This window comes from Rhodospirillales bacterium (genome assembly GCA_023898765.1).
Taxonomy (GTDB): domain Bacteria; phylum Pseudomonadota; class Alphaproteobacteria; order Micavibrionales; family Micavibrionaceae.
The window spans coordinates 437,205-452,819 of the sequence record CP060238.1 but is presented as its reverse complement, the minus strand read 5'-3'; the positions used below and the strand labels follow the sequence as shown (position 1 = coordinate 452,819).

Below are 15,615 nucleotides of genomic sequence, written 5' to 3'. Positions count from 1 at the left end.
TTCCCATTTGTCCCTAATGCCCCCTGAAAGCCATATAAGAAAAATTTATAAGAAATTTCCTCATAAAGAGTCGCGCCGTGAACGCGCCTATTCCCTAATTATGGGCGGAAAAGATTAATGATTTCCTAGCGGGAAAAATAAAAAGATTCTTCTCTGCGATAAATTTTTCCAGGTTTAAGAAAGGCTTAACGGGTATTTACATTATGAAAAATGGAAAGGTTTTGGGACAATGTTGGTTAATTTCCACTCGAATTTTATTTATTGTCCCAACGTATCATCTATAACGGGCATATCTTCCACCAGTAATTCTTCATCCATCAGGCTCACGCTTCCGTCAGGTTTAACAACAATCGTGCTTTGAAAAAGCGAATTTTTGAACATCATGTGTGCATTTAAGTGAAAAGTTCCGTCTTCGTCACGGGCACTTATTCTAATGTCGTCCAGCATCTTTCCGATGGCTTTTCTGGCCGCCGGTGCCGGATCTTCTTTCCATTCGATATCGTCCACCGTTTCGGCGATTAAAAACCGTCCGTGGCGACCGCGCACATAGGTAAAGAAAAACTTCACATATTTGGCAACATTATCTTCATTCAAATGAATGGGCACTTTGGCATTTAGAGTATAAAAGGGCTCATTGCTCCAGTTCAGAATATGAATATCTTCATCCTTGTAAATTGCCATGGCCTGAACCGGTGGAGATATGCTGTGATCGGTCATTTCGACAAATTTATATCCGGGATAGAATGACAGGTCATAAGTCATGACCTGCGTTGTCTTTGGATCAAAAGGCGAAATGTCCAGCTTCGGATTGATCTTTTTTAAAAGATCTTCTGCCGCTTTTTCGTCCAGTTTTTTATAAGCATCCTGAAACATGGTTCTGAGTGTGACGCAGGTTGGGGGTCGTTCGCAAGCAAAGAATCGATTCGGGTCAAATTAGAATTATTCGAGAAAAAATGAAATCCGTTCCAGATGTTCTCTGTATGGTCCTGTGTGAATCTTTTCACTAAATCTGTTGAAAGGAACGGGAGAAACTTTATCCGGAATTTTGAATTTTTTTTTGATGTTTTATCCTTTGTGCATAAGAGACATCTATGAAAATTGTAGTGTGTGAATTCATGAAAGATGAAGAAAAGCGAATCGCGGGAATGTCTGCACGTTTTGTTTTTTTCTCTTGTGTATAAAATTTTGCAAAGATTCTAATCCCCGATCTTCACAGCCTCTACTTCTTCTAAAACCTCTTTTTATTTCTTTTTAAATATTAATAGATCTGCTTTGATGCCTGCCATGAAAGACAAACAGAAACAAATTTTAAAAGCGTTGAAAGGAGAAAAAACGCAAAGCATTCCTTTCTGGCTTATGCGGCAGGCAGGCCGTTATTTGCCTGAATACAGAAAGGTTCGCGAAGAAGCAGGCAGTTTTCTCGATCTGGTTTATGACAGTGAAAAAGCGGCGGAAGTGACCCTTCAGCCTTTGCGGCGATTTGGCATGGATGCTGCTATTTTGTTCTCGGATATTCTGGTTATTCCGGATGCGCTGGGACAACCGGTTCGTTTTGTGGAGGGCGAAGGTCCAAGACTGGAACCTGTTTCGAATGCGGAAGATCTTAAAAAGCTGGATGTTGGCCGGATAGATGAAACGCTTTTCCCTGTTTATGAAACGGTTTCGAAAACCAGAGAAAAATTGTCAAAAGAAGGATTTGATAATGCCGCTCTTATCGGTTTTTCGGGCTCTCCCTGGACGCTTGCCTGTTACATGGCGGAAGGAAAAGGCAGCCGCGATTTCCTGTTGGCAAAATCCTGGGCGGCGCGGGATCCGCAAGGTTTTATGAATTTGATCGACATCATTTCCAGCGCCAGCCTGCATTACCTGTCCCGCCAGATTGAAGCCGGCGCGGAAGCCGTCCAGCTTTTCGACAGCTGGGCAGGTGTTCTGGATGAGGAGATGTTCCGGGCCTATGTTATCGGTCCGACGAAATCTCTCGTAGCATCCCTGAAAGAACGCCATCCGGATATTCCCGTTATCGGGTTTCCGCGTGGCGGCGGCGTCCTTTGCAAAGACTATCTTCAACAAACGGGGGTGGATGCCATCGGGGTGGATTATGCCCTTCCAGCGCAATGGGCGCGGGATCATCTGCAACCCTATGGTTGTGTGCAGGGAAACATGGACCCGGTTTATCTGATGAGTGGCGGAAACGAAATGCGGCGCGCGGCGGAAAAAATTCTTGAAGATTTATCCGGCGGTCCTTTCGTTTTCAATCTGGGCCATGGCGTTATCAAAGAAACGCCGGCAGAACATATTACGCAGCTTGCCGACATTATCAGGAATTTTAGGCTCCGATGAAAACAGCCGTTATTTTATTTAATCTTGGCGGGCCGGATTCAACAGATTCGATCAGGCCTTTTTTGATGAATTTTTTTTTAGATAAAAATATCATCCGTCTTCCTTTTCCGTTCCGCTGGGTCATTGCAAAGTTAATCTCGGTCCGGCGCAGCAAGGGGGATGCTTTGAAAGCCTACGGATTTTTGGGCGGAAAATCCCCGCTTTTGGAAAACACAAAGGCGCAGGCCGCGGCGCTGGAAAAAAACCTGAATGAAAAAGGGGGAAACGGTTTTTTCAAAGTTTTTCCCTGTATGCGCTATTGGCACCCCATGGCGGAAGAAGTCACCCGGCAGGTTCAGGCATGGGAACCTGACGGGATAATTCTTTTGCCGCTTTATCCGCAATATTCGACGACGACGACGAAATCTTCTTTTGAAAGCTGGGAAAAAGCGTGTCTTGACGCCGGGTTAACCCTTCCGACGCGAAAAATTACCCATTACCATACGGAGGAGGGTTTTGTAGGCGCTGCGGCAGAAAATATTGCGGATGTTTATGTTCGCGCCAAAAAAGAAACGCGGCAAAATCCCCGCCTTCTGTTTTCGGCCCATGGTTTGCCGGAATCTATTATCAAAGGAGGGGACCCCTATCAAAGGCAATGCGAAGAAAGCGCCCTGGCAATCGCAAAAAAAACAGGTATTGAAAATCCGGACTGGCAGATTTGTTATCAAAGCCGTGTGGGCCCTAAAAAATGGATCGGGCCGTCTATAGAAGACGCCCTTCGAAAGGCTGCTGCTGACAGGGTTCCGGTTGTGGTTTACCCGCTTTCTTTCACGCAGGAACATGTGGAAACGCTGGTAGAGCTGGATATTGAATATAAGGAACTGGCCCGGAAAATCGGGTTGCCTGCTTTTTACCGCGTGCCGGCCGTTTCGGTTCATCCGGCCTTTATAAGCGGCCTTGCCGGAATGGTTTTGGGTTTAAACAAAACGTAAAAGAGATTAAAAACACTTTATGCAATCTTTTCTTCTCGAACATTATCTCTGGATCAAGGCGCTCCATATAATTTCCGTAATGGCGTGGATGGCGGGTATGCTCTATTTGCCGCGGCTTTTTGTCTATCATGCGCAGGCTGTGGCAGGCTCGGAACTGTCCGAAACGCTCAAAATTATGGAACGGCGCCTGCTGCGCTTTATTATCAATCCCGCAATGATTGCGGCGTTCCTCTTTGGCGGTTTGATGTTCTGGGGGAATCCGGACCTGTTGCAAGCTCCGTGGATGCATATCAAATTAACGGCCATTGTTTTGATGACGGGGGTTCACGGACTGTATGCGCGCTGGCGCAAAACGTTCGAGCGTGATGAAAATACAAGAAATCCGCGTTTTTACCGGATCTGGAATGAAATCCCGACAATTTTAATGATCGTGATTGTGTTAATGGCCGTTGCAAAGCCGTTTTAGGCTGTTTGTCCGGCGTTCCGGAACGGCAAAAGACCTTCAAAACGCTACGTGAGGGACGGAGGGCCTGTCTTTTAGTGCTTTTTGGCATTTACCCCCTTGACTCTATGGTAAGAGGTAGCTATAACGAGCCTGTCTTTACAAGGATTTCACGACATTTAGTATGATTTCAGCGCCGGAAAACCGCGCTATTCCAAAGAGGGTTTAGCCCTTTAAGAAAAATAAAGAAAGACACCACATTTAAAAAAACAGGCGGAAAAACGAAGGTAATTCGCCGATAACTTGAGAATAATTTTTATCCTATAATCTAAAAAATCTAAAAATCATGAATTTACAGGAACTTAAAAACAGATCCCCTGCCGAGCTTCTGGCCTTTGCCGAGGAACTGGATATTGAAAATTGTGCCTCCATGCGCAAGCAGGACATGATGTTTTCAATTCTCAAAAAGCTGGCGGATCAGGGGGTACCGATTGCGGGCGGCGGCGTTCTGGAAGTCCTGCAGGATGGTTTTGGATTTTTGCGTGCGCCGGAAGAAAACTACTTGCCCGGACCCGACGATATTTACGTTTCGCCCTCGCAGGTACGCCGTTTTGGCTTGCGTACGGGGGATATCGTGGAAGGGGGCATTCGTGCGCCCAAGGATTCGGAGCGTTATTTTGCGCTCCTGAGGGTAAATTCCATTAACGGGGATTCCCCGGACAAGGTGCGCCACCGCATCAATTTCGATAACCTGACGCCCCTGTATCCCGAGCGTAAAATCGATCTGGAAATAGACGATCCCAAAGCGATGACCCAGCGCGTTATCGAGCTGGTCTCTCCGATCGGGTTTGGCCAGCGTGCCTTGCTTGTGGCGCCGCCACGTACGGGTAAAACGGTGATGCTGCAAAATATTGCGCATTCCATTGCGGCCAACCATCCCGATGCCTATCTGCTTGTCCTTTTGATTGACGAGCGGCCTGAAGAGGTGACGGATATGGCGCGAAGCGTACGCGGGGAGGTTATTTCCTCTACATTTGACGAACCTGCCACACGTCACGTTCAGGTGGCGGAAATGGTGCTTGAAAAAGCCAAGCGCCTTGTCGAGCATAAGCGCGATGTTGTCATTTTGCTCGATTCCATTACCCGCCTGGCGCGGGCTTATAATACGGTTGTACCGTCTTCCGGTAAGGTTTTAACCGGCGGGGTGGATGCCAATGCCCTGCAGCGCCCGAAACGGTTCTTTGGCGCCGCCCGTAACATCGAACAGGGCGGTTCGCTGACCATTATCTCCACGGCCCTGATTGAAACGGGCAGCCGGATGGACGAGGTGATCTTTGAAGAATTCAAGGGGACGGGTAACTGCGAGATTGTCATGGACCGCAAAATTGCCGATAAGCGTATTTTCCCTGCCATTGACATTCAAAAATCCGGCACACGGAAAGAAGAGCTTCTGGTTGACAAGGTTACGTTGCAAAAAATGTGGATTTTGCGCCGCATCCTCAATCCGATGGGAACCGTCGATGCCGCCGAGTTTCTGCTTGGAAAGCTCAAAACGTCCAAGACAAACGATGAGTTCTTCACATCCATGAATCAGTAAAACCGCTTGCGGGTGGCGAATATCGCCACAGCCTGCTTCTTTTGTCTAAAATTTTCCTTTTATTTGAAATAGATACGCTGAAATTTCGAAACGATATTATTTGCCATAATGCATCTATTCGTGCTCTAATAACAAAAGGACGAAAGACAATCAAAAACGCCGGCAAGGAAATAAAAATATAAGGCGTTTGTCTAAACAGACGATTAAATGGTGAGAAAATGTCAGGGTTTCGTAGAAAACCGGATTTGTGTTGCAGCAAGTCCCTCCGCGGCTTTTGCAAAGAAAAAGGGCGCGCTTTTGTATGGAGCGCGGCCCTTTTTTCAGCTGCTCCTTTGAATTTTAATTCCGGTTTTAGATGTTTTTTCTCCCCGGTTCAGGCGGATTTTTACCTTCCCCTTCTCAAAAAAGAAGATCCTGCACTGAACCAAAACCAGCGCCCTGCTGGAATGCAAGGCGGCTTTTGAGCGTGGCTTGGGTCTTGTCTGGCTTTTCCGTTTTGCCCCCGGAGATCCGAAAAGACCTTTAAAAAGGCTGCAGATAAAAAGTCGCGTGCGTTATAGGCGCAATGTCCCTCGCGTCGCTTAAGACCGCTCCGGTTGGCTTGAACCCGCCGGAGCGGTTTTTTTATAGCCCCAGCATGTTGCGCAAGGCGCCGTACCAGACAGGCGGCGCGGCGCCCTCGACATGTGCGGCCACTTCGATGACGATAAAATAAAGCGCGACAGATCCTGCATATCCGATCCAGCGGCTGGAATGTGTTCTGGGGACGAGTTTTTTTCTTTGAGGGTCCGGAACAAGGTGCCCGATCGCATCGCGCAGGGCTTTGCGGGCGCTCATCTGGATCGAAAAGGTGGTCAAAACACAGCCGATAACAACAAGCATTCCGTCCATCGCCGCTGAGAGGTTTTTATTCGGAATATATGGCGCGAGAAGTCCTTGTACCGGGCCCAGGTAATAAAGCGCGTATAAAAGGCCCGTTAAAACAAGACCCGCCGCCAGCCCGTAATAACGGGGCTTGCGGGTGATGTGGGCGGTGGCGCGTGCGGCATCGTCCGTAATTTTTGTCAGGGTGCCCTTTTTCAGGCCGATGGGATATTTTTGACGCAGGATGTTTGTCGTTTTGCGTGTAGAGCTTTGGGCGGCATTGACAAGGGCCAGTCCCAGAAGGCGGTAACGGCTTGCTTTTTTTATTTTTCCAGCCACATTCCCCTGTCCGACGGCGGCGGCTTCGAGTTCCCTGAGACCCGGCGCGATAAGGCTGTTCAAGAAAGGCGGCAGGTCGAGAAGCCGTGCTTTGTATCCGAATAAATGGGCTTTAAGTCTTTTTTTGCGCAGGCTGAATATAATTTCACCGTAAGGAAAAAGCATTTCGTAACTTAGCCCCAGCGCTCCGTTTTTTGCATCGGCCGCTTCGCTTGAAACCTGGATATGGCCGTTTACGACAAGGGCGGGCGCTTCTTTATCTACGAGATTTGCCACGGCGGGCGGGAGCGGGGAACGGTCGAATTCAAAATAAGTCAATCCCTGCGCGGAAAGATGGGTAATATGGCTGAAAACCCCCGTGCCGTTGCAGGAAGGACAGTTCATATACCCGCTGGCGCGGCATTGCCGGCAGGGAATTTTTCCGGCCCGGCGGCAAAGCGGGCAGATCATCCGGCGCTGCCCCTGGCACTTTGTGCAGATTTTCTGCTGTCCGTCCGGTCCCTGCACATGTCCGGTATTGCGGCAGATGTTGCACGGGATCATCATGCGGCCCTGACACTGCGAACACTGTTCCATTTTTTGCCCGTGACATCGGGGACAGGCGGATTTTCCCTGCCCGTTGCAATGGTTACAGTTTTCGTGCCACGTAAAATCCTGGCTTAAAAAATCGAGATTGATTGTCGTGCCGTTTAATCCAAAACCCTTGTCCGGTCTTTGTTGTAATTGCGCAAGGATTTGTTGACGTGCACCGGCATCCCGGACGGCCCCGCCGATCATTCCGTCAATGGCTTTCATGGCGTCGGCTTTACTGTGGACGAGCGTGCCGCTTACCTGTTTTCCGGCACTTTTTCTTTCCTGAAGCTGCGGTTTTATTTCTAAAAACGTGCTGGCGGAATTGGTCAGCGTTTTTATATCCAGGGAAGAAAGGGTAATTGATTCGGCTTTGAGGCCGTTTCCGCTGCATAAGCTCCGTATGGTCTTGAGAGCACTGGCCGCAAGTTGCTGGTCTTCGGTGTTTAAATGACTCACGTCGTTTTTTCTTTCCTAAAGGCCCAGATTGCGTTTCAGGAAATCCAGCGTGCGTTTGTCCGCAAGCTGCGCTCCTGCTTCGTCATAGTTTTGTCCTTTATAACGCGTAAAGGCGTGCTTTAGTCCCGGATAGGAATGAATGGTTACAAAATCGTTTCCGGCCAGGGCGTTTTTAATTTTTTGCTGCGCGTCTTCGGGAACATATTCGTCTTCTTCGGGCATTTGGAGCATCATCGGGTGCTTTAAATTATCAGCCTGTGCCAGCAGGTTTTCGAGCCCGACGCCGTGATAGGCGACGCAGGCGTCGATATCGCTTTGACAGCCAAGAAGGTAAACCAGTTTGCCGCCAAGACAATAACCGATCGCGCCAACCCGTCCGGTGGAATCGGCATGACCGCGAAAGGCGTGCCTGGTTGCGCGCAAATCTTCAACGGCCATTTCCATATCCAGCCTGTTCATTAGATCGAGCGCCTTCTCCCATTCTTCCGGCGTTTGGTCCGTTAGCTGGATATCCGGTTCGATACGCCAGTAAATATCCGGCGCGACAGCAATAAATCCCTCGCTGGCAAGCCAGTCGCATTTTTTCCGGATACCTTCATTGACCCCGAAAATTTCCTGAATGACGATTACGGTCGGCGCGGGGGTTTTTGCGGGCATCGCGATATAGGCGTTAAAGGCGCCGCCGTCTCTTGCGGCCAAAGTGATATTTGACATGGTTAAAGCCTTTGTTTCTTGAGTCTCCCAGTGAAATCATTTACCACAGACTCCATAAAAGGCAAAACAGGAGACGGACTGTCATGAAGTTTAATTTTGATATTGATTGTACGCCGGAAGAGGCCCGTCGTTTTTTAGGGCTGCCGGATGTTCTGCCGATGCAGGAAAAAATGATGGAGACGCTGGAAGAGCGTATGGCAGAAAATATTCGTTCTCTCGACCCTGAAACATTGATGAAAACGTGGTTTCCATCCGGATTTCAAGGGATGCAGGATATGCAGAAAATGTTCTGGCAGCAGATGGGAATTGGCATGCCGCCGTCTTCGGAAGAGGCGCCGGCCTCTAAATCCAAGAAAAAGGCATGATTGATACGGTCTATGCGCTGTCTTCCGCACCGGGAAAAGGGGGCGTTGCCGTTATACGTGTGTCCGGTCCGGAAAGCTGGAACTCCCTTAAGTCTTTGATTTGTAATAATAAAGTGCCGTCCGTGCGTCAGGCGGATTTGCGCAGGCTTGTTGATCCTGTTTCACGTGAAACATTGGATGAAGCGGTTGTGATTGGCTTCAGGGCGCCGGCCAGTTTTACCGGTGAAGATATCGTGGAATATCACTGCCATGGTTCTCCGGCTGTTATAGAGGGCGTTTTATCGGCCTTGTCACAGATGAGCGGCCATCGCCCCGCCGAGCCGGGCGAATTTACGCGCCGGGCCTTCGAAAACGGTAAAATGGATTTAACGGAAGCCGAGGCCGTTGCCGATTTAATCGATGCGGAAACGCAGGCACAGCGCCGTCAGGCTTTGGCCCAGATGGGCGGCGCCCTTTCGAGGCTTTATGACGGGTGGCGGGCGGCGCTGGTGAAAACATTGGCCTATATAGAGGCTGTGATTGATTTTCCAGACGAAGATGTTCCGGACAGCGAGATCGAAAAAATGCGTCCGCAGATTGAAAAACTGAAATGCGAAATCAAAGACCATCTGAACGATAACCGGCGCGGGGAGCGTTTGCGGCACGGGATTCATGTGGCGGTGATCGGGGCGCCGAATGCCGGAAAATCGTCTCTTGTCAACGCGCTGGCCCGGCGCGATGTCGCAATAGTCTCGGATCTGGCGGGGACCACCCGTGATGTGATCGAGGTGCATCTGGATCTGGGCGGATATCCGGTGATTCTCTCGGATACCGCGGGCTTGCGGCCCGGTCAGGTGGGAGAGGATGCCCATGGAGCGATTGAATCGGAAGGCATCAGACGCGCGTTGCAGCGGGCGGAAGAAGCGGATATCCGGCTCCTTCTTTTTGACGGCAGCGCGGATCGGCTCGATCCCGGCACGGCCGCTCTGGTAAACGAGAAGGCAATTACCGTTTTGAACAAGCGTGATGTGTTCGAATCCTCGCCTCCCGGGGGCATGAAAGAGGGCATAAAATTATCCGTCAAAACCGGTGAGGGCCTGGACGACCTTATGGCGGCGTTGATAGAAAAAATCAAAATGTTGATCGGGCAGCGCGAGACTCCGGTTTTGACCCGCGCGCGTCACCGCGCAGCGCTGGAGGAATGTCTTGCCGCTCTTGAGAAATCGCTTTCGGCGCCGCTGCCGGAACTCATGGCCGAAGACTTGCGTCTTGCCGTGCGTGCGCTGGGCCGGATTACGGGCCGTGTGGACGTAGAAGACTTGCTGGATGTCATTTTCAAAGATTTCTGCATTGGAAAATAAATAGCTTTTTGGGATATTTTCGTATTATAAAGGCGGCCATGAGCGAGACGTTTGATATTGTTGTGATTGGCGGCGGGCATGCGGGTTGCGAGGCGGCAGCGGCAGCGGCCCGGATGGGCGCAAAGACGGCCCTGCTGACCCATAAGATCGACACGATTGGCGCCATGTCCTGCAATCCGGCTATTGGCGGGCTTGGCAAGGGGCATCTGGTGCGGGAAATCGATGCGCTGGACGGGCTGATGGGCCGGGTTATCGATCAGGCGGGGATTCAGTTTCGCATGTTGAATGCGTCCAAAGGCCCGGCGGTGCGCGGTCCGCGGGCGCAGGCCGACCGGAAGCTCTATAAAAAAGCGATGCAGACGGCCTTGAAGGAAACGCCCAACCTGACGCTGATCGAGGGCGGCGCCGAAGACCTTATTCTTGAAAACGGCGGAATTGCGGGTGTTCGAACGCTGGAAGGGCTCGAAATCCGCTGTAAAGCGGTCGTTTTAACCACCGGAACCTTTTTGCGCGGCCTTATTCATCGCGGAGAAGAAAAGACCCCCGCGGGCCGCGTGGGGGATGCGCCGGCGGTAGGGCTTGCCCGGACGCTGGAGCGGCTCGGCTTTCCTTTGGGCCGTCTTAAAACCGGGACCCCCGCCCGTCTGGATGGGCGCACGATTGAGTGGACGGCGCTGGAAATGCAAAAAGCCGATGCGGCGCCCGTGCCTTTTTCCTATATGAATGACAAAATTACCCTGCCGCAGATTGAATGCGGCATTACCTATACGAATGAAGAAACCCACAAAATCATTCGTGACAATCTTCATCGCGCCCCGATGTATTCCGGTCAGATTGAAGGCACCGGGCCGCGTTATTGCCCGTCTATCGAGGACAAAGTCGTTCGCTTTGCGGACAAAAACCGTCACCAGGTTTTTCTGGAACCGGAAGGGCTGGAGGATCCGACGGTTTATCCGAACGGGATGTCGAATGCCCTGCCGATCGAGGTTCAGGCCGCTTTTTTGAAAACGATTAAAGGGCTTGAGAATGTGGAGGTTCTGGAATGGGCCTATGCCATCGAATATGATTATTGTGACCCGCGCGAGCTTAAGCAAACCCTTGAATCAAAAAGACTTTCCGGACTTTTTATGGCGGGGCAGATCAATGGATCGACCGGTTATGAGGAAGCGGCGGCGCAGGGGCTTATGGCGGGGTTGAACGCGGCGCTACAGGTGGGGCGTGTTTCGCATGAAACGGTGAAGCCTTTCGTGCTTGATCGCGCGGAAGCCTATATAGGGGTATTGATTGACGACCTGACCACCCACGGGGCGCCGGAGCCCTACCGGATGTTTACGTCCCGCGCGGAATACCGTCTGAAGCTTCGCGCGGATAATGCGGACCAGCGTTTAACGGATAAAGGCATTGCGCTGGGCTGTGTCGGGGCTTTACGTCAGGCGGCGTGGCGGCAAAAGAAAGAAGCGCTGGGGGCCGCCCGGACATTATTGCAGGAAACGCTTTCCGGAACGCCGGACGAACTGGCTAAAAAAGGCCTGCCTGTCAATCAGGACGGCCGCCGGCGGAGTGCGTTTGACCTGCTGCGTTATCCCAGTGTGTACTGGGAGAGTTTGTCCCGTCTCTGGCCGGAAATGGAAGAGGTGCGCGGCGACATTCGGGAGCAAATTGAAATTGATGCCGCTTATGCCGGATATATGGACCGGCAGGAGGCGGATATCACGGCTTTTCGGAAGGATGAAGCCCTGAAGCTTCCCGCGGCGCTGGATTACAGGTCCGTGGGCAGCCTGTCCAATGAAGTGCGCCAAAAGCTCGAACTTGTGCGCCCCGAAACATTGGGGGCGGCGTCCCGTATCCCCGGGGTTACGCCGGCGGCATTGATGGCGCTCTTACGCCATGTGAAGCGTGATAACAGGAGTAAAAACCTTGCCTGATTTTACGGGAAACGTTTCACGTGAAACAAGGGACAGGTTAGAGGCTTATCAGGCGCTTTTGCAAAAATGGCAGCCCAAAATAAATCTGGTGAGCCCAAAAACCCTTGCAAAGGCATGGGAACGGCATTTTAAAGATTCGCTCCAGCTCATAAACTATATTCCGGATTCACCGCAAACTTTGTTTGATATAGGTTCCGGCGCGGGGTTCCCGGGACTGGTTCTCGCGATTGTGCGGCCCGATCTGGATGTTCATCTGGTCGAGTCGGATGAAAAAAAATGCGCTTTTCTGGGGGCGGTTTCACGTGAAACAAGGACAAAAGTTACCATCCATAATATGCGGATAGAAGACGCGGCGCAGGCGCTGGATGCGGCGCCCGATATTATTACGGCGCGGGCGCTTGCTCCTTTGGAGCGGCTTTTGGAATATTGCCGGGTTTGGGGAGAAAAAAATCCTGATCTGAAGCTGGTTTTTCCCAAAGGGGAAAAAGCGGAGGAAGAAGTGAGTCTGGCCCGTCAAAAATGGGCGTTTGATCTCGAAAAACATCCAAGCCGGACAGAAGGGAAAGCGCATATTCTGGTCCTGAAACAGGTGCGGCGCTTGCCGGCCCGATGTGCATAAACAAGGGCTAAAGCCGCTTATTTTCTTGACTTTCAGGCACCTGTCCTCCACTATATTTTCATCTTCAAAAACGAAACAAGTGGAGGGTGGTCCCCCGTATGACCCGTTACCCCTATTCCAGTAATTTGAGTAAAAACAAAAGATCCATGACATCGGCGCCGGCCGGCCGCATCCCCCGTATTCTGGCGGTTGCCAACCAGAAAGGCGGGGTCGGTAAAACCACGACATCCGTCAATCTGGCCACGGCGTTAAGCGCGATCGGCAAAAAGGTTTTGCTCGTTGATCTGGATCCGCAAGGGAACGCCAGCACGGGCCTTGGTCTGCGCCGCGCTGCGCTGCGGACCAGTACCTATGACGTTATTTTCGACGGGGAGCCCGTGACGAAAGCGGCGCAGGAAACAAAGGTGCCTGGCCTGCATGTTTTGCCGTCTTCCATTCACTTGTCCGGCGCGGAGATTGAGCTTGTCAATGCGCGCCGGCGCGAATACCGCCTGCAGGACGCTTTGCGGGTGCCGTTGCCTTATGATTACATCGTGATCGATTGTCCGCCTTCCTTAAGCCTTTTGACGCTGAATGCATTGGTGGCGGCAGATTCGATTGTGGTGCCGCTTCAATGCGAATTTTATGCGCTGGAGGGGCTGTCCCATCTGACGAAGACAATTGATCGCGTCCGGAAAAGTTTTAATGCGCGGCTGGATATTCACGGGGTGGTCCTGACGATGTTTGACGGGCGCAACAATCTTTCCAATATGGTGGCGGAGGATGTGCGCAAGTTTTTCGGCGACAAGGTTTATAAAACGGTTATTCCCCGTAATGTACGTTTATCCGAAGCGCCTTCCCACGGTTTGCCGGCTATTGTGTATGATATGAACTGCTCTGGTGCGCGGGCTTATATTTCTCTGGCGGCCGAAATTTTAAGGCGGGAGAAGAAGCTTTTGGCGACGGGGCTTCCACCGGTACGGGCTGATTCCGGTCAGGTTTCTTCCGCGCCGGCGATGTAAAACAAAAAGGCAAAAGAAAGATGACTCCGAAACAAAGAGGATTGGGCCGCGGGCTGGATGCTTTATTTGAGGATGAGGAAGAAAGTTTTTCCTCTCCGGATTCCGGTATGCATGTTTCCGGGGGGCAGAGGGGCGCAGCGGGAAAAATGATTGGTATAGGACAACTTGTTCCGAATCCGGATCAGCCGCGCCATTATTTCAATGATGATACTCTGGACGAACTGGCCTCTTCCATTCAGGAACACGGCATCCTCCAGCCGATTCTGGTGCGTCCGCACAAACACGATGCGGAGAAATATGAAATTATTGCCGGCGAGCGCAGGTGGCGCGCCGCGCAGCTTGCTCAAATACATGAATTGCCGGTGGTTGTCCGGGATCTGGATGATGCGGATACGCTGCAGATTGCCTTAATAGAAAATTTGCAGCGGCAGGATTTAACCCCGATTGAAGAAGCAAAAGGATATCAGCGTTTAATTGACGAATTCGGAAATTCAAAGGAATCTGTCGGCGAGGTCGTTGGGAAGAGCAGAAGCCATGTTTCGAATATGATCCGGCTGCTCCAGCTTCCGGAAAGTGTGCAGGGGATGGTTGGCAGGGGGGAACTGTCTGCCGGGCATGCGCGCGCCCTTGTCGGGTCTGCAAACCCAACTCTTCTGGCGCAGGAAATTATCAGCAAGGGGCTGTCCGTACGTCAGGCGGAGAAACTGGCGGCCGAGGTGGCGGGGCGTGAGGTTCGGCATCGCTCCACATCGGGGAAGTCTTCGAAACCGTCAAAAGACGCGGATACTCTGGCGCTGGAGAATGAAGTATCGGCGGTGCTGGGGATGCGGGTCAGCGTTGACATGAAAGACGGGCATGCGGGAAAGCTCTCCGTTGAATTCAAATCGCTGGATCAGCTGGATGAAGTTTTACAGCGCCTGTCTCATCGCAACGTCAGCGAATAGAGCTTACCGATAAAATAGCCTGTGCGCATAATGTTTCGACAGGGGTGCCGGTGCGTTTTGTCTGGGCTTCGAGCGTTGCCAGTTTTTCCATTACGATTTGAAGTTTTTTCATGTCCCAACGTTGAATCTGCGCTTTAAAGGGCGGCTCATATTTAAAAAAGATCGGCGGCTGGAGAGACTTTATGGCCTGATCCTGTGTCAGGCCGCTTTGCATCAGGCTGCGGGTATAATGCAAACGCCGGAAATGATTTTGCAGGGTTCGCAGGACGACCATAATCGGCACGCCTTCCTGTGTCAGGCGGGAAAAAGACGTAAGCGCGGCTTCCGGTTTGTTCCCGGCGACGGCATAAACCAGATCGTCCAGCGAGCCTGTGCCCGCTTCTCCGCAGGCGGCTTGCGCATCTTCAAGGGTAATGGTGCCGCCTTTTCCCCCCATATACAGGACCAGTTTTTCAATTTCCCCGCGGGCGCGCATCCGGTCCCCCGCGATATTTGCAGATAGCCAGCTATTGGCGTCTCCCTGGATGCTGTAGCCGGATTCGGATAAAATTTCCCGGACAAGATTCGAAATCCCGCGCTCATCTTCTACATAGCAGGGAATCACGGCGGCGTTTTTTGCGCTTTCGCAAAGTTTGCGCAAAGGAGATTTCGGGCCAAGCGCGCCCGCTTCGATCACTACCAGATTTACATCGCTGGGCGCCGCCAGATATTCCTTTAAAACAGGCGTTATTTTATCGCCTGCGCTTTCGATGCGGATCAGCCGCGCGCCGCCCATCATGGACATGGCGTGGGCCTCATCCGGCAGGAGGGCGGGATCTTGCGCCAGCTGGTCGCCGTTTATCACGGCCACGTTGAACGGATCGTTTAGATCCGGTACAACGCTTCCGGCGATCAGCCTGGCCCGTTCGCGCATCAGTCCGTCATCGGGGCCGTACACCAAAACTGCCCGCGCCCTGGGGTCGGGGTTTTTTACGAACGGGTCAATCTGTTTCCAGCCAAGTTTCATGAGTCGTTAGTCTAAAGAAAAAGCCGGGCTTTTGAAACCCGGCTTTTTATCTATAAAATACAAAAGGGGTATCAAACGCGAAGCTCTGCCGGTTTGGCTCCAAATTCGATAAGCGTGTT

Annotated in this window: 14 protein-coding genes; 10 read left to right on the top strand and 4 right to left on the bottom strand. The window is 51.5% G+C overall.

Annotated elements, in window-relative coordinates:
- Nucleotides 1-258: 258 nt before the first annotated feature.
- Nucleotides 259-873: a hypothetical protein gene (locus H6853_02250; GenBank protein USO04118.1), complete on the bottom strand. Its 615-nt coding sequence runs from the start codon at nt 871-873 to the stop codon at nt 259-261.
- Nucleotides 874-1,284: 411 nt separating this feature from the next.
- Between H6853_02250 and H6853_02245 the strand changes: the two genes are divergently transcribed.
- The 4 genes from H6853_02245 to rho all read left to right on the top strand — a co-directional run bounded on the left by H6853_02245 (nt 1,285) and on the right by rho (nt 5,350).
- Entirely contained in the window at nt 1,285-2,340 is a 1,056-nt protein-coding gene (locus H6853_02245; protein ID USO04572.1) for a uroporphyrinogen decarboxylase, read from the top strand.
- Nucleotides 2,337-3,311 carry a ferrochelatase gene (hemH, locus tag H6853_02240; protein USO04117.1) on the top strand — a complete coding sequence of 325 codons (975 nt, stop codon included), beginning with the start codon at nt 2,337-2,339 and terminating at the stop codon, nt 3,309-3,311. Before H6853_02245 ends, hemH begins: the two co-directional genes overlap by 4 nt.
- A 19-nt stretch (nt 3,312-3,330) precedes the next feature.
- The gene (hemJ, locus tag H6853_02235; protein ID USO04116.1) at nt 3,331-3,777 is read left to right on the top strand and encodes a protoporphyrinogen oxidase HemJ; all 447 of its coding nucleotides are present in this window, start codon (nt 3,331-3,333) and stop codon (nt 3,775-3,777) included.
- Between the two features lie 322 nt (nt 3,778-4,099).
- The gene (gene rho, locus H6853_02230) at nt 4,100-5,350 is read left to right on the top strand and encodes a transcription termination factor Rho (GenBank protein ID USO04115.1); all 1,251 of its coding nucleotides are present in this window, start codon (nt 4,100-4,102) and stop codon (nt 5,348-5,350) included.
- Nucleotides 5,351-5,974: 624 nt separating this feature from the next.
- On the opposite strand, the gene H6853_02225 is transcribed toward rho, so the two are convergent.
- Nucleotides 5,975-7,582 (bottom strand): hypothetical protein, encoded by a 1,608-nt coding sequence (locus H6853_02225; GenBank protein USO04114.1) that lies wholly within the window; start codon nt 7,580-7,582, stop codon nt 5,975-5,977.
- A 15-nt stretch (nt 7,583-7,597) separates the two neighbouring features.
- Nucleotides 7,598-8,296 (bottom strand): dienelactone hydrolase family protein, encoded by a 699-nt coding sequence (locus H6853_02220; GenBank protein USO04113.1) that lies wholly within the window; start codon nt 8,294-8,296, stop codon nt 7,598-7,600.
- 83 nt (nt 8,297-8,379) lie between these two features.
- Between H6853_02220 and H6853_02215 the strand changes: the two genes are divergently transcribed.
- From H6853_02215 to H6853_02190, 6 genes are all read left to right on the top strand, one after another.
- The gene (locus H6853_02215; GenBank protein USO04112.1) at nt 8,380-8,661 is read left to right on the top strand and encodes a hypothetical protein; all 282 of its coding nucleotides are present in this window, start codon (nt 8,380-8,382) and stop codon (nt 8,659-8,661) included.
- A complete protein-coding gene (gene mnmE / locus H6853_02210; protein ID USO04111.1) occupies nt 8,658-10,001 on the top strand; it encodes a tRNA uridine-5-carboxymethylaminomethyl(34) synthesis GTPase MnmE in 1,344 nt (447 codons plus the stop codon). The genes H6853_02215 and mnmE overlap by 4 nt, the downstream gene beginning before the upstream one ends.
- 38 nt (nt 10,002-10,039) lie before the next feature.
- Nucleotides 10,040-11,926 (top strand): tRNA uridine-5-carboxymethylaminomethyl(34) synthesis enzyme MnmG, encoded by a 1,887-nt coding sequence (gene mnmG / locus H6853_02205; GenBank protein ID USO04110.1) that lies wholly within the window; start codon nt 10,040-10,042, stop codon nt 11,924-11,926.
- Nucleotides 11,919-12,545 (top strand): 16S rRNA (guanine(527)-N(7))-methyltransferase RsmG, encoded by a 627-nt coding sequence (rsmG, locus tag H6853_02200; protein USO04109.1) that lies wholly within the window; start codon nt 11,919-11,921, stop codon nt 12,543-12,545. Before mnmG ends, rsmG begins: the two co-directional genes overlap by 8 nt.
- A gap of 170 nt (nt 12,546-12,715) precedes the next feature.
- Nucleotides 12,716-13,546, top strand: a complete 831-nt coding sequence (locus H6853_02195) for a ParA family protein (GenBank protein ID USO04571.1) — start codon at nt 12,716-12,718, stop codon at nt 13,544-13,546.
- Nucleotides 13,547-13,566: 20 nt separating this feature from the next.
- Nucleotides 13,567-14,490, top strand: a complete 924-nt coding sequence (locus tag H6853_02190; protein ID USO04108.1) for a ParB/RepB/Spo0J family partition protein — start codon at nt 13,567-13,569, stop codon at nt 14,488-14,490.
- On the opposite strand, the gene H6853_02185 is transcribed toward H6853_02190, so the two are convergent.
- A complete protein-coding gene (locus H6853_02185; GenBank protein USO04107.1) occupies nt 14,480-15,496 on the bottom strand; it encodes a DNA polymerase III subunit delta in 1,017 nt (338 codons plus the stop codon). The two genes, H6853_02190 and H6853_02185, sit on opposite strands and share 11 nt — an antisense overlap.
- Nucleotides 15,497-15,615 lie beyond the last annotated feature (119 nt).

Excerpts from the sequence above, each read along its gene's own strand:
- H6853_02245 (USO04572.1), top strand. The coding sequence starts at position 1,285 with ATGAAAGACAAACAGAAACAAATTTTAAAAGCGTTGAAAGGAGAAAAA.
- rho (USO04115.1), top strand. The coding sequence starts at position 4,100 with ATGAATTTACAGGAACTTAAAAACAGATCCCCTGCCGAGCTTCTGGCC.
- hemJ (USO04116.1), top strand. The coding sequence starts at position 3,331 with ATGCAATCTTTTCTTCTCGAACATTATCTCTGGATCAAGGCGCTCCAT.
- H6853_02185 (USO04107.1), bottom strand. The coding sequence starts at position 15,496 with ATGAAACTTGGCTGGAAACAGATTGACCCGTTCGTAAAAAACCCCGAC.
- H6853_02215 (USO04112.1), top strand. The coding sequence starts at position 8,380 with ATGAAGTTTAATTTTGATATTGATTGTACGCCGGAAGAGGCCCGTCGT.
- H6853_02220 (USO04113.1), bottom strand. The coding sequence starts at position 8,296 with ATGTCAAATATCACTTTGGCCGCAAGAGACGGCGGCGCCTTTAACGCC.
- H6853_02250 (USO04118.1), bottom strand. The coding sequence starts at position 873 with ATGTTTCAGGATGCTTATAAAAAACTGGACGAAAAAGCGGCAGAAGAT.
- hemH (USO04117.1), top strand. The coding sequence starts at position 2,337 with ATGAAAACAGCCGTTATTTTATTTAATCTTGGCGGGCCGGATTCAACA.
- mnmE (USO04111.1), top strand. The coding sequence starts at position 8,658 with ATGATTGATACGGTCTATGCGCTGTCTTCCGCACCGGGAAAAGGGGGC.
- H6853_02190 (USO04108.1), top strand. The coding sequence starts at position 13,567 with ATGACTCCGAAACAAAGAGGATTGGGCCGCGGGCTGGATGCTTTATTT.
- mnmG (USO04110.1), top strand. The coding sequence starts at position 10,040 with ATGAGCGAGACGTTTGATATTGTTGTGATTGGCGGCGGGCATGCGGGT.